22 protein-coding genes and 1 pseudogene are annotated in these 19,080 nt (G+C 67.8%); 17 read left to right on the top strand and 6 right to left on the bottom strand.

Annotation, left to right across the window (positions count from 1 at the left end; all coding sequences use genetic code 11):
* A pseudogene (locus tag IFT82_RS21040) lies at window positions 1-133 on the top strand (IS630 family transposase); the annotation flags it as partial.
* 136 nt (window positions 134-269) lie between these two features.
* On the opposite strand, the gene IFT82_RS17430 reads toward IFT82_RS21040, so the two are convergent.
* The 3 genes from IFT82_RS17430 to IFT82_RS17420 all read right to left on the bottom strand — a co-directional run bounded on the left by IFT82_RS17430 (window position 270) and on the right by IFT82_RS17420 (window position 3,332).
* Complete coding sequence (locus tag IFT82_RS17430) at window positions 270-1,208, bottom strand: 50S ribosomal protein L11 methyltransferase (RefSeq protein WP_192129195.1); 939 nt, start codon at window positions 1,206-1,208, stop codon at window positions 270-272.
* Window positions 1,198-1,887, bottom strand: a complete 690-nt coding sequence (locus IFT82_RS17425) for an SDR family NAD(P)-dependent oxidoreductase (protein WP_192129193.1) — start codon at window positions 1,885-1,887, stop codon at window positions 1,198-1,200. Before IFT82_RS17425 ends, IFT82_RS17430 begins: the two co-directional genes overlap by 11 nt.
* A 92-nt stretch (window positions 1,888-1,979) precedes the next feature.
* Complete coding sequence (locus IFT82_RS17420) at window positions 1,980-3,332, bottom strand: methyl-accepting chemotaxis protein (protein WP_192129191.1); 1,353 nt, start codon at window positions 3,330-3,332, stop codon at window positions 1,980-1,982.
* A 177-nt stretch (window positions 3,333-3,509) separates the two neighbouring features.
* Between IFT82_RS17420 and sdhC the strand changes: the two genes are divergently transcribed.
* The 14 genes from sdhC (at window position 3,510) to IFT82_RS17350 (ending at window position 13,157) form a co-directional block, all read left to right on the top strand.
* Window positions 3,510-3,920, top strand: a complete 411-nt coding sequence (gene sdhC / locus IFT82_RS17415; protein ID WP_192129189.1) for a succinate dehydrogenase, cytochrome b556 subunit — start codon at window positions 3,510-3,512, stop codon at window positions 3,918-3,920.
* Window positions 3,920-4,303 (top strand): succinate dehydrogenase, hydrophobic membrane anchor protein, encoded by a 384-nt coding sequence (gene sdhD, locus IFT82_RS17410; protein ID WP_192129187.1) that lies wholly within the window; start codon window positions 3,920-3,922, stop codon window positions 4,301-4,303. Before sdhC ends, sdhD begins: the two co-directional genes overlap by 1 nt.
* A complete protein-coding gene (sdhA, locus tag IFT82_RS17405; RefSeq protein WP_192129185.1) occupies window positions 4,303-6,105 on the top strand; it encodes a succinate dehydrogenase flavoprotein subunit in 1,803 nt (600 codons plus the stop codon). Before sdhD ends, sdhA begins: the two co-directional genes overlap by 1 nt.
* A gap of 119 nt (window positions 6,106-6,224) precedes the next feature.
* The gene (locus IFT82_RS17400) at window positions 6,225-7,484 is read left to right on the top strand and encodes a glutamate-5-semialdehyde dehydrogenase (protein ID WP_192129183.1); all 1,260 of its coding nucleotides are present in this window, start codon (window positions 6,225-6,227) and stop codon (window positions 7,482-7,484) included.
* A gap of 31 nt (window positions 7,485-7,515) precedes the next feature.
* Window positions 7,516-7,779 carry a CopG family transcriptional regulator gene (locus IFT82_RS17395; protein ID WP_192129181.1) on the top strand — a complete coding sequence of 88 codons (264 nt, stop codon included), beginning with the start codon at window positions 7,516-7,518 and terminating at the stop codon, window positions 7,777-7,779.
* A complete protein-coding gene (locus IFT82_RS17390; protein ID WP_192129179.1) occupies window positions 7,767-8,054 on the top strand; it encodes a type II toxin-antitoxin system RelE/ParE family toxin in 288 nt (95 codons plus the stop codon). The genes IFT82_RS17395 and IFT82_RS17390 overlap by 13 nt, the downstream gene beginning before the upstream one ends.
* The gene (locus IFT82_RS17385) at window positions 8,051-8,656 is read left to right on the top strand and encodes a nicotinate-nucleotide adenylyltransferase (RefSeq protein ID WP_192129177.1); all 606 of its coding nucleotides are present in this window, start codon (window positions 8,051-8,053) and stop codon (window positions 8,654-8,656) included. Before IFT82_RS17390 ends, IFT82_RS17385 begins: the two co-directional genes overlap by 4 nt.
* A 61-nt stretch (window positions 8,657-8,717) precedes the next feature.
* Window positions 8,718-9,083, top strand: a complete 366-nt coding sequence (gene rsfS, locus IFT82_RS17380; RefSeq protein ID WP_192129220.1) for a ribosome silencing factor — start codon at window positions 8,718-8,720, stop codon at window positions 9,081-9,083.
* A 4-nt stretch (window positions 9,084-9,087) separates the two neighbouring features.
* Window positions 9,088-9,510 (top strand): 23S rRNA (pseudouridine(1915)-N(3))-methyltransferase RlmH, encoded by a 423-nt coding sequence (locus tag IFT82_RS17375; protein ID WP_192129175.1) that lies wholly within the window; start codon window positions 9,088-9,090, stop codon window positions 9,508-9,510.
* A complete protein-coding gene (locus tag IFT82_RS17370; RefSeq protein ID WP_192129174.1) occupies window positions 9,507-10,175 on the top strand; it encodes a murein hydrolase activator EnvC family protein in 669 nt (222 codons plus the stop codon). Before IFT82_RS17375 ends, IFT82_RS17370 begins: the two co-directional genes overlap by 4 nt.
* Before the next feature lie 103 nt (window positions 10,176-10,278).
* Window positions 10,279-11,625: a S41 family peptidase gene (locus IFT82_RS17365; protein ID WP_192129172.1), complete on the top strand. Its 1,347-nt coding sequence runs from the start codon at window positions 10,279-10,281 to the stop codon at window positions 11,623-11,625.
* Window positions 11,626-11,629: 4 nt separating this feature from the next.
* Entirely contained in the window at window positions 11,630-12,115 is a 486-nt protein-coding gene (locus tag IFT82_RS17360) for a disulfide bond formation protein B (protein WP_192129170.1), read from the top strand.
* Window positions 12,112-12,648, top strand: a complete 537-nt coding sequence (locus IFT82_RS17355; RefSeq protein ID WP_192129168.1) for a demethoxyubiquinone hydroxylase family protein — start codon at window positions 12,112-12,114, stop codon at window positions 12,646-12,648. The genes IFT82_RS17360 and IFT82_RS17355 overlap by 4 nt, the downstream gene beginning before the upstream one ends.
* A gap of 23 nt (window positions 12,649-12,671) precedes the next feature.
* Window positions 12,672-13,157, top strand: a complete 486-nt coding sequence (locus tag IFT82_RS17350; protein WP_192129166.1) for a hypothetical protein — start codon at window positions 12,672-12,674, stop codon at window positions 13,155-13,157.
* A gap of 6 nt (window positions 13,158-13,163) precedes the next feature.
* On the opposite strand, the gene IFT82_RS17345 is transcribed toward IFT82_RS17350, so the two are convergent.
* Window positions 13,164-13,649, bottom strand: a complete 486-nt coding sequence (locus IFT82_RS17345; RefSeq protein ID WP_192129164.1) for a Tsi3 family protein — start codon at window positions 13,647-13,649, stop codon at window positions 13,164-13,166.
* Window positions 13,650-13,845: 196 nt separating this feature from the next.
* Here IFT82_RS17345 and IFT82_RS17340 point away from each other — a divergent pair, with 196 nt between their 5' ends.
* Complete coding sequence (locus tag IFT82_RS17340) at window positions 13,846-15,270, top strand: hypothetical protein (protein ID WP_192129162.1); 1,425 nt, start codon at window positions 13,846-13,848, stop codon at window positions 15,268-15,270.
* Here IFT82_RS17340 and IFT82_RS17335 read toward each other — a convergent pair.
* Window positions 15,251-15,886 (bottom strand): DedA family protein, encoded by a 636-nt coding sequence (locus IFT82_RS17335; RefSeq protein WP_192129160.1) that lies wholly within the window; start codon window positions 15,884-15,886, stop codon window positions 15,251-15,253. The genes IFT82_RS17340 and IFT82_RS17335 overlap by 20 nt on opposite strands.
* Window positions 15,887-15,960: 74 nt before the next feature.
* Here IFT82_RS17335 and IFT82_RS17330 point away from each other — a divergent pair, with 74 nt between their 5' ends.
* Entirely contained in the window at window positions 15,961-16,755 is a 795-nt protein-coding gene (locus tag IFT82_RS17330) for an aldo/keto reductase (RefSeq protein ID WP_192129157.1), read from the top strand.
* Window positions 16,756-16,803: 48 nt separating this feature from the next.
* On the opposite strand, the gene IFT82_RS17325 is transcribed toward IFT82_RS17330, so the two are convergent.
* A complete protein-coding gene (locus tag IFT82_RS17325) occupies window positions 16,804-18,918 on the bottom strand; it encodes an AsmA family protein (RefSeq protein WP_192129214.1) in 2,115 nt (704 codons plus the stop codon).
* Between the last annotated feature and the right edge of the window lie 162 nt (window positions 18,919-19,080).

Below are 19,080 nucleotides of genomic sequence, written 5' to 3'. Positions count from 1 at the left end.
CGCCGCCTTCATCGTCGCCCACAACGAGAAACCCAAACCCTACAAATGGGTCAAATCCGCCGACGACATCCTCGCCTCGGTCAAACGCTTCTGTCAGAAAACAATGAGACGAACTTCAGTTCCAGGTGACTAGAGCGGGATGACATTGGTCTGACCCCATCCGTCATGGCGAGCGGAGCGAAGCAATCCAGCGCCGGACCAAGACGCCCTGGATTGCTTCGCTCCGCTCGCCATGACGAACATCCGGTTCAACCTGATGTCATCCGGCTCTAAATATCCAGCGCCCATCCGTCGCGCCCCTTCGGATCGAACGGGCCTGCCGGCACGAACCGTTCCGCGCCCGCCCGCAGCGTCAGGACGCTCCAGTCGTTGCGGCGGTCGGTGGTGAGGGGCGTGCAGCCACAGGCGGCATAGGCGGCCTCCACCGCGTCGCGCTGCACCTCCAGCAGGCCGGCAAGCAGGATCGTCGCGCCGGGCGCGGCGATGGCGGCGAGTTCGGGGGCCATCGACACGAGCGGGCCGGCAAGGATGTTGGCGATCACGAGGTCGTAGGGTGCCGCCGCCGTCACCGCATCGTCCAGCGCGCCGTCCGCGACGATCAGGTGCAGGCCGTCGACGCCATTGGCCGTCGCATTCTCACGCGTTACGTCGATCGCGACGGCGTCGATATCGGTCGCGACGATCGCTGCGTCCGGCCACAGATGCGACGCGGCGAAGGCGAGCAGGCCGGTGCCGGTGCCGATGTCGATGATCCGGTCGAAACGGCGACCCGCCTGCGCCATTCCGTCCAGTGCGGAGAGGCAGCCGCTGGTCGTCTCGTGATGCCCCGTCCCGAACGCGCGGCCGGCGGCGATGTGCAGGCCGTGTGCGCCCTCGGGTACCGCCGCATCGCCGGTATGGACGAAGAAGCGGCCGACATGCAGCGGGGCGAGGCCCGCCTGGCTCATCGTCACCCAGTCCTCGTCGGGCAATCGCTCGACCGTCGGCGGGGCGGCGGTGGCGGGCGCCAGTGCGGCGATCGCGGCGATCGCGGCGGCATCGGGTTCGCGATCAAAATAGGCGTCGAGCCGCCACTGTTCGGCGTCGTCCAGCACTTCCTCGGTGGTCACCAGCGTCGGCATCGGATCGAGCGCAGGACCGTCGCCCGCGTCGATCGCCTCCGCCTCCGCGCGGGTGCAGGGCAGCGTGACCTTCCAGTTACCGGACATAGCTGGCGCCGTTCACGTCGAGTACCGCGCCGGTCATCGATGGCGGGGCATCCAGCGCGAGGAAGCGGACTGCCGCTGCGACCTCCGCCGGTTCGGCGACGCGGCCCAGCGGGATATCCGCGAGCAGCCTGTCCCCGCCGCGGCTGGCGAGATAATCGTCCGCCATGCCGGTCATCGTGAAGCCGGGGCAGACCGCGAAGGCGAGGATGCCGTCCTTGGCATAGGCGCGGGCGATCGTCTTGGTCATCGCGACCATTCCCGCCTTGGAGGCGGCATAATGCCAGTGCGCCGGGCTGTCGCCCCGATAGGCGGCGCGGCTGGCGACGTTGACGATGCGTCCGGGCACATCGCGCGCCTGCCAGTGGAGAACGGCGAGGCGGCAGAGTTCGGCGGCGGCGGTCAGGTTGATCCGCATCGTCCGTTCCCAGCCGGCCAGCCAGTCGTCGCCCTCCAGCGGATTGGCCTCGAACACGCCGGCATTGTTGACGAGTACGTCGATCGTGCCGTCCGCCCGGTCCAGCGCGGCATCCCACAGCGCCGATCCCGCGCCCGGTTCGTCGAAATCGGCGGGAATGCCGCTGGCGGTGCCGTGGCCGATGACGGTGCGGCCGGCATCGGCCAGCGTGGTGGCGATCGCCGCGCCGATGCCGCGGCTCGATCCGGTGAGAAGGATGGTCATGGCCACGCGCTGTAGCGTGGCGGGCCGGGGGAGGCCATGTCGTTCCTCCCCTTACCCCCTCGGTTCACCGGCAGCAGGATATCGGCCGTCGGTCAGGCCGCGACCTTGGCGGCAAAGTCGCCCGCGCTGGTCTTCAACGTGCCCAGCCGGCCATCGAGAGCATCGAAGCCGCGACCGACGCCATCGATTTCGGAGGCGACCATTTCCGTATCCTTGCGGATCGCGGTGATCGTGCCGGACATCGAGTCGGCGGCCAGCGCGGTCTCGTCGACCGCGGCGGTGATCGCGGTCACGGTCTGTGCCTGTGCCTCCATCGCGAAACGGATGCGTTCGGCGGATTCCTGCACCTCGGCGACGGTCGACTTGATCGAGGCGTTGGTTTCCACGGTCGAGCGGGTAGCGGACTGGATCGCGGCGATCTTGGCGGCGATGTCGTCGGTGGCGCGCGCGGTCTGGCTTGCGAGGCTCTTTACTTCCTGTGCCACCACCGCGAAGCCGCGGCCGGCATCGCCCGCGCGCGCCGCCTCGATCGTGGCGTTCAGGGCGAGCAGGTTGGTCTGGCCGGCGATGTCGCGGATCAGGCCGAGAATCGATTCGATCGACTTGGCATGATCGGACAGGGTTTCGGACATGCCGACCGCCTGGCCCGCCTGCGCGCTGGCACGGGTGGCGATCTCGGCGGCGGCCTCCACCTCGACGCGCGCATCCTCGATCGCGCGGATCAGGCCGGCGGCGGTCTGCGCCGCCTCGCGCATCGCCACGGCGGACTGTTCGGCGGCGGCGGCCACTTCCGATGCCTTGCCCAGCATGCCGCGCGCGAAGTTCGATGCCCGGTTGCTCTGGTCGCGCAGTTGCACGCCTTCGTGCATCGCGACATCCGTCGTGGCCGCGATGCTGTCGCGGAAATCGGAGGCGAGGCGATCCCGCGCGAACTGCGTCCGGTGCGCGGCGAAGCCCGCGAACAATTCCACCGTCAATTCGGTTTCCATGCCGAACAACCGCATCAGTACGTCGATATGGACCGGCAGCATCGGGTCCCCGGGCGGGACGTTGGCCAACAGCACCTTGAGCGCGGCCCGGTCGCTGGCGCAGGACATCGCCAGCAGATCCATGGTGGACACATTGGCATGGCAAGCCGACGCGACGGCGCGTTCCAGCGATTCGACCCAGGCGATGCCGGACAGATCGTTGAACCGGTCGCGCAGATACCGCATCCCCGCATCCATCCGGCGGGATTGGTCCATCGCGGTCCATTCCGGCGCGCCGGGATTGGCGAAGCGCCAATGCGCCCAATAAGCCTCGACGATCTCATGCGCATTTGGTTCGATGACGGTCCACAGCGCGGCGGCGGCACGGACCAGCGATCGATCGCTGCCGTCGAATGCCCTGATCCGGGCCTGGATATCGATACCGGCCGCGATCGAGCCGGGGGTGGGGAAATCCATGACGCTGACGACTTTCCTGCTGAACGTGCGGTCATGCTAGGGCGCCGGAGTTAACACATGGTTAGGTAAGGGCAGGTTTATGGCGCCCGACCCCGGCCATATGGTGGAGATACTTGCATCGCCGGCCCTCGCGCCTCATAGGCGCAGGTACCACCGTTCGGATCGAGGACCAGCCCTTTGGCATCGCGCAATCCTGCTCGCCCGCTTAGCCCGCACCTCCAGATATGGCGGTGGGGGCCGCACATGCTGGTGTCGATCCTGCACCGCGTGACCGGCAGCGGCATGGCGACCGTCGGCACGTTGCTGATGGTCTGGTGGCTGGCGGCGCTGGCGGGCGGCGCGGAAAGCTACGCCACCTTCCGCGACGTGTTCACGACCGAATCCGGTGCGCTCAACATTCTGGGCCTGGTCATCGGCATCGGACTGACGCTGTCGCTGTTCCAGCACATGGCCACGGGCGTGCGCCACCTGTTCCTGGACATGGGCGCCGGTTACGAACTCCGGACCAACAAGCGCTGGGCGATGGCGACGATGTTCGTCTCGGTCGCGCTGACCGCGCTGTTCTGGCTCTACATGGGGATGAAGTGATGCGTTCGGGCACCTCTCTCGGCCGCGTGCGTGGCCTCGGCTCCGCCAGGGAAGGCGCGCACCATTGGTGGTACCAGCGGCTGACCGCGGGATCGAACTTCCTGCTGATGCTGTGGCTGATCGTGTCGATCGCCCGCCAGCCGGCCTATGACTACACGACGATGCGGATGTGGATGGAAAACGCCTGGGTCGCGATCCCGATGGCGTTGCTGATCTTGTCGGTCTTCTGGCATTTCCGCATGGGCCTGCAGATCGTGATCGAGGATTACCAGCACGACGAAAGCCGTATCGTGTTCATGGTCCTGCTGAACTTCTTCGTGGTGGCGACCGGTGGTGCCGCCCTCTTCTCCATCCTCAAGATCGCGCTCGGAGCCGCTGCCTGATGCCCGCCTCTTACAAGATCATCGACCATACCTATGACGCGGTCGTCGTGGGTGCGGGCGGTTCCGGCCTGCGCGCCACGATGGGCATCGCCGAGGCGGGTCTGAAGACCGCCTGCATCACCAAGGTGTTTCCGACCCGGTCGCATACCGTCGCGGCGCAGGGCGGCATCGCCGCCTCGCTCGGCAACAATTCGCCCGATCACTGGTCGTGGCACATGTACGATACCGTCAAGGGTTCCGACTGGCTCGGCGATCAGGACGCGATCGAATATCTGTGTCGCGAAGCCCCGCAGGCGGTCTACGAGCTGGAGCATGCCGGCGTGCCGTTCAGCCGCAACGACGACGGCACCATCTACCAGCGCCCGTTCGGTGGCCACATGCAGAACATGGGTGAGGGCCCGCCGGTGCAGCGCACCTGCGCCGCCGCCGATCGCACCGGCCATGCGATGCTCCACGCGCTGTACCAGCAGTCGCTGAAGTACGACGCCGATTTCTACGTCGAGTATTTCGCGCTCGATCTCATCATGGAAAACGGCGTCTGCCGCGGCGTGATCGCGCTGTGCATGGAAGACGGGTCGATCCACCGGTTCCGCGCGCATAACGTCGTGCTGGCGACGGGCGGCTATGGTCGCTGCTATTTCTCCGCCACCTCCGCGCATACCTGCACGGGTGACGGCAACGCGATGGTGCTGCGCGCCGGCCTGCCGTTGCAGGACATGGAGTTCGTGCAGTTCCACCCGACCGGCATCTACGGTGCGGGCGTGCTCATCACCGAGGGCGCGCGGGGCGAGGGCGGCTATCTGACCAATTCCGAGGGCGAGCGGTTCATGGAGCGCTATGCTCCGTCGGCCAAGGATCTTGCCAGCCGCGACGTGGTGTCGCGGTCGATGGCGATGGAAATGCGCGAAGGGCGCGGCGTCGGCCCGCACAAGGACCATATCTACCTGCACCTCGATCACATCGATCCCAAGGTGCTGGCCGAGCGGCTGCCGGGCATCACCGAGACGGGCAAGATCTTCGCCGGCGTCGATCTGACGCGGCAGGCGCTGCCCGTCACGCCGACCGTCCATTACAACATGGGCGGCATCCCGACCAATTATCACGGCGAGGTCGTGCGCCTGCGCGACGGCGATCCCGACAGCGTCGTCCCCGGCCTGTTCGCGGTGGGTGAGGCGGCTTGCGTCTCGGTCCATGGCGCCAACCGGCTCGGCTCCAACTCGCTGATCGATCTCGTGGTGTTCGGCCGTGCGACCGGCCTGCGGATCAAGGACCAGCTGAAGCCCGGTACGCCGCACAATCCGCTGCCCAAGGGGTCGGAGGAACTGGCGCTCAACCGGCTCGACACGTTCCGCCACGCATCGGGGGCGACCCCGACCGCGCAGTTGCGGACCGAGATGCAGCGCACCATGCAGAAGCATTGCGCGGTGTTCCGCGACTCGGCCCTGCTGACCGAGGGTGTAAGCCAGATGGAGTCGATCTACGCCGGTCTGCAGGACGTGGGCGTCAAGGATCGCTCGCTGATCTGGAACACCGACATGGTCGAGACACTGGAACTCGACAATCTGATGGCGCAGGCGTCGGTGACCATCAAGGCCGCCGAGAACCGCAAGGAATCGCGCGGCGCCCATATGCATGAAGACTTCCCGGAGCGCGACGACGCCAACTGGATGAAGCACACGCTGACCAGGTTCGACGGCTGGGGCGGCAAGGGCGGCGGCGTGGCGATCGATTACCGCCCCGTCCACGACTACACGATGACCGACGACATCGAGTACATCAAGCCGAAGAAGCGGGTGTACTGAAGCGAACTGTCTTCCTGTCCTGGTGGAAAAGGAAGGTACCGGAACATCGCGGCAGCGAGAGGGGGGCAGCGTGCCTGTCGCCCCTCGTCCTGCGACCCTCGCCATGCTAGCGCGCGGTCATGGCTGACAGCGAAACACCCGGCGATCTGATCGCGACGATGGGACGGGGCGCCCGCATCGCGGCACGGGAACTGGCGCGATTGCCGACCGATGCCAAGCGGCGTGGGCTCGAAGCGGCAGCGGCAGCAGTCCAGGCGTCAGCCGATACGATCCTTGCCGCCAACGATCGTGACATGGCGCGTGCCGCCGGGGCGGGGTTGAGCGGCGCGCTGCTCGACCGGTTGCGCCTCGACCCCGCTCGACTGGCGGGGATGGTCGCCGGCATCGCGGCGGTCGCCGCGCTCGACGATCCGGTCGGGCGGGCGATCGATGAACGTACCCGGCCCAACGGCCTGCACCTGTCGCGGGTGCGCGTGCCGATCGGCGTGATCGGCATCGTCTACGAAAGCCGGCCGAACGTCACCGCGGATGCCGCCGCACTGTGTGTGATGAGCGGCAACGCCGTGATCCTGCGCGGCGGATCGGAAGCGCGGGACAGCAATCGCGCGATCCATGCCGCCTTCGCTGCCGGGTTGGGCGAGGCCGGGTTGCCGCACGATGCGGTGCAACTGGTGCCGACGACCGATCGCGCTGCGGTGGGCGCGATGCTGGCGGCGGACGGGCTGATCGACCTGATCGTACCCCGCGGGGGCAAGGGGCTGGTCGCGCGGGTGCAGGCAGAGGCGCGGGTGCCGGTGCTGGCGCATCTCGACGGCATCAACCATGTCTTCGTCCACGCGTCCGCCGATCCGGCGATGGCGACCGCGATCGTCGTCGATGCCAAGATGCGCCGCACCGGTGTGTGCGGCTCGATGGAGACGCTGCTGATCGACCGCGACTACCCGCAAGCCGCTGCGCTGGTCGCGGCGTTGCAGGCAGCCGGCTGCACGGTGCGCGGCGATGCCGGGATAGGGGCCTTGGCCGACGTCGATCCCGCAGACGATACCGACTGGGATACCGAATATCTCGACGCGATCGCCTCCGTCGCGTTGGTCGATGGCGTCGATGATGCGATCGCACACATCACCCGGCACGGATCGCACCACACCGACGCGATCGTCGCGACCGATCAAGGTGTGGCCGAACGCTTCCTCGCGGCGGTGGATTCGGCGATCGTGCTATGGAACGCCTCCACCCAGTTCGCCGATGGCGGTGAGTTCGGGCTGGGTGCGGAGATCGGCATCGCCACCGGTCGTCTCCACGCCCGCGGCCCCGTCGCCCTGGAAGGACTGACGACCTACAAATGGGTCGGTCGCGGCGCCGGGCAGGTGCGTGGTTGAAGTGGCCGGTTCAGGGGATTAGGCTACAGGCATGAACGAGATGGTTCGTATCACCGCATCACTCGATGCCACGACCTCGGCACTCGTCACCGCTGGTGCTGCGGCGCGTGGCATGTCGGACGAGGACTATGTCGCTGAGGCGGTGCAGCGTGTTGCCGAGTCTGACGCCGACTATCGTGCCTTTATCCAGCTGGGGATCGACGCGGTCGATCGTGGTGACGTCATCCCCCATGCTGAAGTGATGACGGAACTGGACGCGATGATCGCCAAGCATCGTGGGCGATGCACGACATAATCTGGTCGCGACCGGCGCTGGACGATCTGCGCAAGATCGACGATTGGCTGACCCGCGATGCCGAACCCGATCATGCCGCCAGAACGCTGGCAGCCATCCGCCAGCGTGCAGACTTTCTCGAAAATTTCCCGCATGGTGGCCGTCCGCTTCGCGACGGCATCCGGGTGCTGCTGGTGTATGAAACGCCTTACCTGATCCGTTATCGGATCGCGACGGGGCGGGTGGAGTTATTGCGCATCCACCACGAGCGTGAGAATTGGTTGGTCGAGCCATGACCCCCACCGGCCTGCTCGGCGGCAGTTTCAATCCGGCGCACCGTGGGCATCGCCACGTCACGCTGGCCGTGAATCGGGCGTTGGACCTTGAGGAGACGTGGTGGCTGGTGTCACCGGGCAACCCCCTGAAACCTGCCAGGGGCATGGCGCCGCTCGCCGCGCGGCTGGCGTCGGCGCGGGCGATGGCACGACGGGCGCCGATCCGGGCGACCACGATCGAGTCCAAATTGGGGACGCGTTACACCGTCGATACGATCCGCGCCCTGCAACGTCGTTATCCCAAACGGCGGTTCGTCTGGATCATGGGGGCGGACAATCTGGCACAATTCCACCGCTGGCGTGACTGGCGCGGGATCGCGCGTGCGATCCCGATTGCGGTCGTCACGCGTCCGGGGTATGACGGACATGCCCTCGCGGCCCCCGCGATGGCCTGGCTGCGGCGCTATCGACGACCGCAGTCGGCCGCGAAACGATGGACGACGTGGAGTTTGCCGGCCATCGTGCTGATGCGCTTCCGCCCCGATCCGACGTCCGCCACCGGCCTTCGGGCCGGCGATCCCGACTGGCACATACGCCTCGGGCTGCACCCTTCAAGGAACTGACTTGGCCTCTACTCCCTCTGCCTCCCGCCCTTCGGCCCCGACGCCGTCCGACCCTGCCGAGGTGGAGGCGCTGCACCGGTTGATCCTGGCATCCCTGGACGACGATCAGGCGGTCGAAACCGTCTCCGTTCCGCTCGCCGGCAAGTCGACGATCGCGGATTACATGGTGATCGCCAGCGGTCGTTCGACCCGGCAGGTCGCCTCGATGGCGGCGAAGCTGACCGAGCGGATCAAGGCGGAGTTCCGCCGCCCCTGCCGGGTGGAAGGGTTGCCGACCGCCGACTGGGTGCTGATCGACGCAGGCGACATCATCGTCCACCTGTTCCGGCCGGAGGTTCGTTCCTTCTACAATCTGGAGCGGATGTGGTCGTTTGGCGATGCGCCGGCGCCCGACGCGCCGATGCCGGCGGGCACGCCCCGCAGCTGAACCGGTGCTGCTGCACATCGTCGCGCGCGGTCGCATCGCCCGCTCGCCCGAAGCGGAACTGGTCGATCGCTATCTGAAGCGGATCGCCTGGCCGACGCGGGTCACCGAACTGCCGGACACCGGCGGCCGCGAGTCGCCGCCGGTGGCGCAGGGTCGGCGCATCCTGCTCGATGAGAAGGGTGAGATACTGGGATCGGTCGCCTTCGCCGAGCGGCTTGGTCGCTGGCGCGATGACGGCGTGCGCGAAGCGCGGTTCCTGCTGGGCGCAGCCGACGGGTTCGACGACGGGGCGCGGGCGGGGGCCGATCTGCTGCTGTCGTTCGGACGGGCGACCTGGCCGCATCTGCTGGCCCGCGCGATGCTGGCGGAACAGCTGTTCCGCGCCACCAGCATCCTCGCCAACCATCCCTATCACCGCGAAGGATGAAGGCGCGGGCGATCGGTGTCGTGGCGATGGCGCTGCTGTGCGGTGCCAGCCTGCCCGCTGCCTCGCCGATGCCGGTCGACCGGCCCGACACGGTGGCGATCGCAAGGCTGCTGGCCGTCATGCAAGCGGTGGGGCGCCCGCCCGTGATCGCCACGCTGGTCCAGCCGGGATCGATCAACGACCTGATCCATCTGCGCGCTGTACTGGCCGGATTGCGGCCCGAACTGGCATCCCGCCTTGCCCGGCTTCGTCATCGCAGCCTGACGAAGCCTTCGGATGCCAGACAGGATGATCGTGCCGCTTCGGCCTATCGCCTGCCGGTGACGGGGCGGCTCGTCACCGGCTTCGGTACCCTGTCGGAGGCGGGGGTGCGATCACGCGGCCTGACCTTCGCGGTGGCGCCGGGGTCGCCGGTGGTGGCGCCCGCAGGGGGCATCGTCCGCTATGCGCAGGCGTTTCGCGGCTATGGCGGCACGGTGATCGTCGATCACGGCGCGGGGTGGACCAGCGTGCTGACCGGGCTCGGCACGCTGGCGGTGCGGCCGGGCAGGCGGGTGAGTGGCGGAGCGGTGATCGGCAGCGCGCGCCGGGGCGACCGGCCGCACGTCACCGTCGAACTGCGCCGTCGGGGGGAGCCGGTCGATGCAGCGGCGCTGATCCACTGATCCTTCACCCCGTTTAAGCCGCGGTTCACGATCAGCGCGCTTTGACGGGGGCGGGATTGCCGCTACGATGGCGGGATTGCCGTTTTGCCGTCAGGGTTTTCCGATGCGTCGTCCGCTTCTTACCGCCACTGCGATCGTTGCGGCGCTTGCCGTCATTCCACCTGCGGCGATGGCGGCGGCGGATACCGATACCTATCGCGAATTCGATCAGTTCCTCGACGTGTTCCAGCGGATCAAGTCGAACTATGTCGACAAGGTCGATGACAAGACCCTGATAAAGGGCGCGATCGACGGGATGCTCGCCTCGCTGGATCCGCATTCGGTGTACGAGACCGGGATCGAGTACGACAATCTGCGGATCATGACCGACGGTGCCTATGGCGGCCTGGGTCTGACGGTGGGGATGGACGATGGCGCGGTGAAGGTGATCGCGCCGCAGGAGGATGCGCCCGGCGACCGTGCGGGGGTCAAGGCGGGCGACCTGATCCTGCGCATCAACGGCGAACTCGCCTATGGCCTGACACTGGATCAGGCGGTGACCAAGATGCGCGGCGCGCCCGGCAGCAAGATCACGCTGTCGCTGGTCCGCGCGGGCCGGGACAAGCCGATCGACGTGACGATGGTGCGCGAACGCATCGTGCAGAAACCGGTGAAGTGGGAAGTGCGCGGCGACGTCGGCTACATCAACATCAACACCTTCTCCAAGGATACCGGTACCGAGACACGCGCCGCGATCGCCGCGATCCGGCAATCGCTGGGCCATGCGCCGCTCGGCTATGTCGTCGACCTGCGCAACAATGGCGGCGGCCTGTTGCAGGAGGCGATCGCGGTGTCCGACCTGTTCCTGGAGCGGGGCGAGATCGTGTCGCAGCGCGGGCGCGGGAACGACATCGACCGTTATTATGCCGAAAGCATGTTCCCCGGCGATGCGGCCAAGGGGTTGCCGGTCGTGGTGCTGACCGATGCCGGCACGGCGTCTGCGTCGGAGATCGTCGCGGGCGCCTTGCAGGACCATCACCGCGCGGTGGTGATGGGCGAGCGCAGCTTCGGCAAGGGATCGGTCCAGTCGGTGATCGAACTGGGGCCGCAGCGCGCGCTGAAGATCACCACCGCGCGCTATTACACCCCCTCCGGCCATTCGGTGCAGGAAGGTGGCATCGAACCCGACATCCGCGTGCCGCAGCTGTCCGATCCCGATTACAAGGATCGGCCGGTGGTGCGCGAGGCTGATCTGCGCCGCCACCTGCTCAACGAGGCCAAGCTGGATAACGGCGCGCTGGAGGAGGACAGCAAGGAAGACCCCCGCTTCACCGCCACGGCCGATGGCCTGAAGAAGCAGGGCGTCGAGGACTTCCAGCTCAACTACGCGCTCAAGACGGTGGCCCGGCTCGGTGGCCCGGCCCAGGTCGCCGCCGCGACGAGGCCGGTGGTGAAGCCGGTCGCCAAGTAAGCACATGACCCGGCCGTCTGCTGCCCATCTGATCGCCTTCCTGCTGCCCGTCGCCTTGCTGGCGGGGGTGTGGGGGGCGCAATTGCTGGGCGGGCTGTACCCGTGCGAGATGTGCCACTGGCAGCGTTGGCCGCATTATGCCGCCGTGGCGCTGGCCGGGCTGGGTTTCTTCGTGCCGGCGGGGCGGGAGCGGAGCGGGCTGGTCGTGCTCGCCGCGCTGGCGATCGGGGTGTCGGGCGCGATCGGGGTCGCCCATGCCGGGGTCGAATATGGCTGGTGGCCGGGTTTCACCGCCTGCACCTCGACGATCGACTTCACCGGGCTCGACCCGTCGGAGCGACTGGCCGCGATTATGCGCGCGCCCCTGATCCGGTGCGACCGCGCGCCGTGGACGCTGGCGGGCATCTCGCTGGCCGGGTTCAATGCCATCTTATCCTTGGGCGGGGCCGTCACCATCTTGGTGCTGATGATGCGAAAGGCGACACGATGAGCGGCTGGAAACCCGGTGACCGGCGCGAGGCCACCGATGCGATGATCCGCGTCGATCAGGCTGGTGAATATGGTGCGATCCGAATCTATGCGGGGCAACTGGCGGTGCTGGGCGACCGGCATCCCGCCTCGCGCGCGATCCACCACATGGCCGCGCAGGAGGAACTCCACCGTGCGTTCTTCGACCGGATGATCGTGGAGCGGGGCGTGCGGCCGACGCTGTTCCAGCCGCTGTGGAAAGTCGCCGGTTTCGCGCTGGGCGCGGCCACCGCCGCCCTTGGTCCCGATGCGGCGATGGCCTGCACCGCCGCGGTCGAGACGGAGATCGACAAGCATTACGCCCAGCAGCTGGTCGATCTGGGCGACAGCGATCCCGAACTGACCGAGGCGATCGCCGATTTTCAGGCCGAGGAACTGGAACACCGCGACCACGCACTGGCGGCAGGAGCGGAGAATGCGTTCGGCTATCCGATCCTGAGCGGCGTGATCCGGCTGGGGTGCAAGGTCGCCATCGCCGCCGCCAAGCGGATTTGACGGAGTTTAGGGGAGTGATGACGATGAGGATGGCGTTCACCCTGTTGCTGGCCGTGGCCTTGCCCGGTCCGCTGGCGGCCCAGACGGCGACACCTGGCGTGCAGACCGTGTCGGCACAGGCGGCGCTGCCGGGGGCGGAGCGCCCGCGTCCGGTGCAGCAGCAGTCGGGCACCGGGCGCGGCGCGCCGGTGAATGGCGTTCTCGTCCTCTACGGCAACGAGCGTTGCCCGACCAACAACGACGGTGACGAGATCGTGGTGTGCGAACGCCGTTCCGCCGAAGAACAGTTCCGCGTCCCCAAGGAGCTGCGCAATTTCGAGGTCACGCCCCAGAACCAGAGCTGGGCCGCCCGTGCGCAGGGCGTGATGGACACCGGCAGCGGCGTCAACACGATCGGCAGTTGCTCGACGGTCGGGGCGGGCGGCGCCACCGGCTGCTTCGCGCAACAGGCCCGCGCGGCCCGCGCCGAACGCAAGGCGCGTCAGGCGGACGAGCGCGCCATACCGTAAGGGCGGTTACCCCGCCCCGGACATCCTACCGGCGGACGGTGAGCATCGCGCGCTGGCCAGCATCGCCAGTACCGGGGCCGGATCGACCGTGCCATTTTCCTCGACCTGGGTGTCGAGGCGCAGCCTGAGCGGCAACATGCCGCAACGCCGCTCCGCGATCAGGGTCACCGCATCGCCGCCGGACCCGCCGGCCTCCCGCTTCAGGCCATAGCGGATCGCGGCCGCGCCGGTGCCATGCGCCCGGTCCAGCGGGATCGGCGATACGCCGCCCGCTGCGGTCAGCGTCAACTCGGACGGGCGGCGGGTCTGTTCCGCCCTTGGACGGCGTATCGTCAGGCCGCCGGGAATGCCGCCTGCTTCCAGACCGTCCGGGATCGCGACGGTCACGACGACATCGCCGATGATGGCATCCGCGCTTCGCGTTATGCCTTCCGCTCCATGGCAGGCCGCCAAGAGCAGGGCGGGTATCATCAGCCGGGTGGCGGGGTGCATCAGAATATCCCGGCGCTCTTTATGCTCATCTATGCCTCGTACACGACACCGCCCCGGCCATGCGAGGATATGATCGCCGACGATCGTCATGATCCCAAAGGATGGCATGGATGCCGGGGGCAATCGATCGCGGTCGATCGAAAATTCGTGGGCACGACATTGGCAACGCCCCGCCGGCGGGGCATGACCTGCGCTCGTGACCCCCGCCCGATCGATCCCGCTCCTCCTGTTCGTGCTCGTCTGGCTATCCACCGGCTGGTTCGGTTCGTGGGAGGGTAACCCCAACAACGCCACCCGCCTGTTCGCCGCGATCGAACTGGTCGAGCGGGGCGATGCGCGTATCGACCACTGGGCGCCGCTGACGATCGACAAGGCGGTGTTCGATGGCCATGTCTATCTGGACAAGGCGCCGGGCATGACGCTGCTGGCGCTTCCCGCCGTGGCGCTGGCGGATGCGGTGACGGGCGATCGGGCGACGGGTATCGTCAGGTCGGTCGGTGATACCCGGCTCGACCGGTTCCTGAAATGGCGGTTGCGGCTGGCCGCGATCACCGGACCGGCGTTGCTCACCGCGATCGCGGCGGTGCTGCTCTACGATCTCGGGCTGGCGTTGACCGGCCGTGCGGCGGCGGGGCTGGTCGCCGCGCTCGGTTATGCGCTGGGGTCGCCGATCTGGGGGCTGTCGACGACGATCATGGGTCATGCCGCCGTGGCGGCGCTGTTCGTGATCGCGGTGTGGGCGCTGGCCCGCGCGGCGGCACGGGGGCGTGGGGTTCCGGCGCTGCTCGGCGGGGCGGCACTGGGCTATGCCGTGGTGGTGGAATATCAGGCGGTGCTGGCCGGCAGCGCCATCGCCCTGTGGGCCGTGTGGCGATTGCGGGGGCATCCCGATCGGGTGCGCCTGCTCGGGCTGGCGGCGGCGGGTGGGATCGCGGGGCTGATGCCGCTGCTTGCCTATAACCTGATCGCGTTCGGCACGCCGTTCCGCATCGGCTATGCCGGGGTGCAGGGATTCGAGGGGATGCAGCAGGGCTTGTTCGGGCTGGGCGTGCCGCGCCTGTCCGTCCTGTTCGAGATCGTGTTCGGCGATCGACGCGGTCTGGTCTGGGTCGCACCGATACTGGTGCTGGCGGTGCCCGGCCTCGCTTCGCTGGCCGAGGACCGGCGGAGCAAAGGCATCGGGCTTGTCGCCATCGCGGTGGTTGCGATCGGGCTGCTCGTCAACGCCGCCTATGTCTATTGGGACGGAGGCAACGCCACCGGGCCACGCCACGCGATGGCGATGGCGGGGCTGTTCGCGCTTGGCCTCGCGCCGTTCTGGTCGAGCCTGCGCCATGGGTGGCAGCGGATCGCGACCGCCGGGCTGCTCGGCCTGTCGATGGCGATCAACCTGATGATCGCGGCGGCGGAGATCTTCGCGCCACCTGAATACCGTTTCCCGCTATGGAGCGCGGTGTACGACCTGCGTTTCCGGCATGGCGATCTGCGCACCATCCCCAGCGACTGGTGGGGATGGACGACATGGCATGGATTGTGGCTCTATCTCGGCCTCGCGCTGCCCTTGCTGGCGATGCTGATCGCGCAGGTCCGCCGGCAGGAAGTCAGGCGCGGTTCTTCCTGATCCCGCGCACGCGGTGCCAGACGTACAGGCCGATCAACGCTACCAGCACCAGCCCGATCGCCAGATCGGCCTGGTGGAACGCCGCCTTCAGCCGCGGATCGCTGTTCCACTGGTCGCCCAGCTTCATGCCCACCCAGGCAAGCGCGAGGCAGAACGGCCATGATCCGATGAAGGTATAGAGGTGGAACGGCACCAGCGGCATCCGCGCCACGCCGGCGGGAAACGCGATGAAGGTGCGGATCACCGGCAGCAGCCGCCCGACCAGCACCGCCAGATTGCCCCAGCGCGCGAAGAACCGGTCGGCCGCGTCCAGTTCGTCCGCGCCGATCAGCAGATACCGGCCCCATCGCTCCGCCATCGGCCGGCCGCCGCGCTTGCCCACCTCATAGGCGACGATCGAGCCGAGATTGCACCCCAGCGCCCCCGCCGTCGCCGCCAGGAACAGGTCGAACCGCCCGGTCGATACCAGATACCCCGCAAAGGGCATGATGATTTCCGACGGCAGCGGGATGCAGGCGCTTTCGATCGCCATCAGCAGCGCGATGCCGACATAGCCCCCGGACGAGATTACCCAGATCGTGAAGCCGGCGAGCGTGGCGATGATCTTTTCGAACATGGGCGCGGGGCTTGGCCGATGCGGCCCCGCCGGTCAATCGGAACCGCCGCCCGCCGATGGCGGTTGGGTGGGGCATGGATATCACCCTGAACGACGGCCACACCATCCCCCAGCTGGGCATGGGCACGTGGCAAATCCCCGATCCCCAAGCCGCGCTGATCGTGCGACGCGGGCTCGATCTCGGTTTCCGGCTGGTCGATACCGCTGCCATCTATGGCAACGAACGCGGCGTGGGCGACGGGCTGAAAGGCGACGATGCCTTCGTCACCACGAAATTATGGAACGATCGCCACCGCGATGCGGAAGCGGCGCTGGACGAAAGCCTCGCGTTGCTCGGGCGCGATGCCGTCGATCTTTACCTGATCCACTGGCCGGTGCCCGCCGCCGACGATTATGTCGAGGCATGGCAGGCGCTGGTCCGGCTGCGCGAGGCGGGCAAGACCCGCTCGATCGGCGTGTCCAACTTCCTGCCCGAGCATCTGGAGGCGATCATCGGCGCCACCGGCGTCACCCCCGCCGTCAACCAGATCGAACTCCATCCGCATTTCCAGCAACGCGAAGCCCGTGCCTTCCACGAGGCGCACGGCATCGTGACGCAGAGCTGGAGTCCGATCGGACAGGGCAAGGACCTGCTGGCCGACCCCGCCATCGCCGCCATCGCGGATCGCCATCACCGCAGCGCCGCCCAGGTCGTGCTGGCCTGGCATCTGGCCCATGGCCTGTCGGTAATCCCCAAGGCGTCGAGCGCGGAGCATCTGAGCGACAATCTTGCCGCGCTCGATCTCGTCCTGAGCGAGGAGGATATCGCCCGGATCGACGCGCTCGACCGCGACGATGGCCGTCTCGGCCCCGATCCGCGGTCGATGTAACCGGCGAATATTCCATCACCCCCCGTTCCGAACGGAACGGGGGGTAGATCAGAATATCCCCAGAAACTTCTTCCGCTGTTGCTTGCGCTGGCCGCTGCCCAGCTTGCCGTCTTCCGCTGTCGCCGTGGTGCCGTTGCCGACGTCGTCGCGCTTTTCGCCCTTGATCGTCTTCTGTGCCGCTGCGGTCGCCCCGGCCAGCACCGGCCCACAGGCTGCCGCCTTGGCATCGCCCACATCGACGAATGCGAGCAGGGCGGCTGGCGGCGTCGCCACCAGTGCCAGCCCCAGCGCGGCACCCGCCCGGCTCACCAGTTCGGGTGAGATCACCTTCAGCGCGGGCGCCGCGAAATACCCGCCGATGCCGACCGGGGACTGGCCGGAGAACAGGCTGATCTTCTTCGAATCGGCGCGGAACGCCAGATCGACCGCTTCCGTCCCGAAGCTGAAGCCACCGCGTCCGACGATCACGTTCTTGCGCGTATCGAACAGGATCGGGTCCGCCGCCGCGACGCCGCGCCGGACGGAAAAGGCGATGAGGCCGCAATTGACCCGCACCGGCTCGTCCAGCTTCCCCTGGAACATCCGCTGGGCGAACGTGCCGATATCCAGTTCCGCCAGCTGGACGTTGCGCACCGACAAGGCACCCGCCGGCATCACGAAGGCGATGCGTCCGCGCGACGTGGACAGCGAATCATGAATGCTGTCGCCGCGTCCGGCCAACTGGATACGGCCCTTGATCATCCCCGTCGTGCCCGATTCGACCAGGCCATAGCCCGCCAGCAGCCGCCCCATCGGCGTCGGCGCCAGGCGGATGTCGTAACTGACCGCACTGGGCCGCTGGCGGGTGTCGAAGACCACGTCCGACGCGACGTTGCCACGCGCCATCGCGAAACTGAGTGGCGACAGCGCCAGCCGCCCGTTCTTCAGGGCCAGTGTCAGGTCGATATCGGCAATCGGGATGTTGCGCGACCGGACCACGCCGATCGTCCATTTCAGGTCGGCATCGAACCGCTGCATCGTCTCGATCGGCAAGGCCGCTTCCGGCAGCAGGCGCTGCGGCGCCGCGCCGGTCGCGGCGGCGGCGGCCACCGCCCCGCGCGTCTCGACGATATCGGGATTGTAGCCGATGAACGGAGCGGCATCGACGATGTCGAGGCTCTTCGTCGTCAACACCGAATCGAGATGGATGCGATCGCCGTTCAGGACGGTCAGCCGACCGGCGAGGTCGGTCTTGCCGGCGATGCCGGTCAGGTTGGTGAAGCGGTATTCGTCACCGTTCTTCACCATCCGTCCACGCAGGCGATAGGTGCGGGTATTGGGGATCGCGACGTCGATGATGCCCAGCAGGGCGGCGAGGTTGCGCCCCCGCGCCGCGACCGACAGCGGCACGTTCTCGATATCGGCGATCGAGGGCAGGGTGCCGGCCACGTCGATCGTGTTGCCGACCGCCCTGATCCGCGCGACCAGTTCGTTGCGCCCGCGATTCGCGGTGGCGTCCGGCGACAGCAGCCGCGCGGTCAGCGTGAACGGCGCGCTGCGGATGCGGCCGGTGCCCTTCACCCCCACCGCCTTGCCGATCCGCGCGTCGTTCGACACGATGTCGTCCAGCGCCAGGTCCGCCAGCAACTGCATCCGTGGGTCGAGATAGCGCACCGTGGTGCCGCGCACCGTCGCCGTGTCGATCCGCGGAAACGCCAGCGGCTCGCCGCCCTTCTTGTCGCCGAACGTCCAGCTATTGGCGGTGTGCGCGGCGTTCCATTCCAGATCGACCGCGCCATCGGTCAGGTCGAGCGTGTAGAGGCGCCGTTTGCCGAACAGCAGCGACAGCGGCGCGATCCGCGTGTCGATCCGCTCGGCGGAGAACAGGTGCGGCCGGGTCGCCCAGCCGGGATTGGCGATCGTCAGCTTCTCCGCGACGAACTTGATGCGAAACGGCGCGAAATAGAGCTGGAAATCGCCCCCCACCGCCACCGTGCGATGCGTCAGCGACCCGACGATCCGCTCGAACGATCCCTTCAGGAACCGGCCCTTGGTGACGAACAGGACCAGCCATGTCGCCGCGATCAAGCCCAGCAGGGCCAGCGCCACGTTGCGCGCGATCCGGCGGCGACGGCCCGTCCGGTCGGTATCGACGGCGTTGTTGCGTCCGGTCACGGTGTCCATCGCCCCCCGACGCTTCACGACCGTTCCGGTTCCGCATCGGTCGTATCGGCGGCCGGTGCATCGGTTGCAATCCGTCGCGCCCGCCGCTAAGGGGCGCGCTTCACGAGCGAAGCGCTACAGGACTGCCCGGCCATTCAGGGCTGCCGCGGCTGTCCCAGCTTC

The sequence above is a fragment of the Sphingomonas sp. CFBP 8760 genome (assembly GCF_014841615.1).
In the GTDB taxonomy this organism is placed as follows: domain Bacteria; phylum Pseudomonadota; class Alphaproteobacteria; order Sphingomonadales; family Sphingomonadaceae; genus Sphingomonas.
The sequence above is the reverse complement of the archived record's forward strand: the minus strand, read 5'-3'. Positions and strand labels throughout refer to the sequence as shown.

Bases quoted from the DNA above. Each gene is read 5' to 3' on its own strand.
- IFT82_RS17420 (WP_192129191.1), bottom strand. From the start codon at position 3,332: ATGGATTTCCCCACCCCCGGCTCGATCGCGGCCGGTATCGATATCCAG.
- IFT82_RS17360 (WP_192129170.1), top strand. From the start codon at position 11,630: ATGACCCGGCCGTCTGCTGCCCATCTGATCGCCTTCCTGCTGCCCGTC.
- IFT82_RS17400 (WP_192129183.1), top strand. From the start codon at position 6,225: ATGGCTGACAGCGAAACACCCGGCGATCTGATCGCGACGATGGGACGG.
- IFT82_RS17370 (WP_192129174.1), top strand. From the start codon at position 9,507: ATGAAGGCGCGGGCGATCGGTGTCGTGGCGATGGCGCTGCTGTGCGGT.
- IFT82_RS17330 (WP_192129157.1), top strand. From the start codon at position 15,961: ATGGATATCACCCTGAACGACGGCCACACCATCCCCCAGCTGGGCATG.
- IFT82_RS17425 (WP_192129193.1), bottom strand. From the start codon at position 1,887: ATGACCATCCTTCTCACCGGATCGAGCCGCGGCATCGGCGCGGCGATC.
- IFT82_RS17385 (WP_192129177.1), top strand. From the start codon at position 8,051: ATGACCCCCACCGGCCTGCTCGGCGGCAGTTTCAATCCGGCGCACCGT.
- IFT82_RS17365 (WP_192129172.1), top strand. From the start codon at position 10,279: ATGCGTCGTCCGCTTCTTACCGCCACTGCGATCGTTGCGGCGCTTGCC.
- IFT82_RS17350 (WP_192129166.1), top strand. From the start codon at position 12,672: ATGAGGATGGCGTTCACCCTGTTGCTGGCCGTGGCCTTGCCCGGTCCG.
- sdhD (WP_192129187.1), top strand. From the start codon at position 3,920: ATGCGTTCGGGCACCTCTCTCGGCCGCGTGCGTGGCCTCGGCTCCGCC.
- IFT82_RS17395 (WP_192129181.1), top strand. From the start codon at position 7,516: ATGAACGAGATGGTTCGTATCACCGCATCACTCGATGCCACGACCTCG.
- IFT82_RS17430 (WP_192129195.1), bottom strand. From the start codon at position 1,208: ATGTCCGGTAACTGGAAGGTCACGCTGCCCTGCACCCGCGCGGAGGCG.
- IFT82_RS17390 (WP_192129179.1), top strand. From the start codon at position 7,767: ATGCACGACATAATCTGGTCGCGACCGGCGCTGGACGATCTGCGCAAG.
- IFT82_RS17335 (WP_192129160.1), bottom strand. From the start codon at position 15,886: ATGTTCGAAAAGATCATCGCCACGCTCGCCGGCTTCACGATCTGGGTA.
- IFT82_RS17345 (WP_192129164.1), bottom strand. From the start codon at position 13,649: ATGCACCCCGCCACCCGGCTGATGATACCCGCCCTGCTCTTGGCGGCC.
- IFT82_RS17355 (WP_192129168.1), top strand. From the start codon at position 12,112: ATGAGCGGCTGGAAACCCGGTGACCGGCGCGAGGCCACCGATGCGATG.
- IFT82_RS17325 (WP_192129214.1), bottom strand. From the start codon at position 18,918: ATGGACACCGTGACCGGACGCAACAACGCCGTCGATACCGACCGGACG.
- sdhA (WP_192129185.1), top strand. From the start codon at position 4,303: ATGCCCGCCTCTTACAAGATCATCGACCATACCTATGACGCGGTCGTC.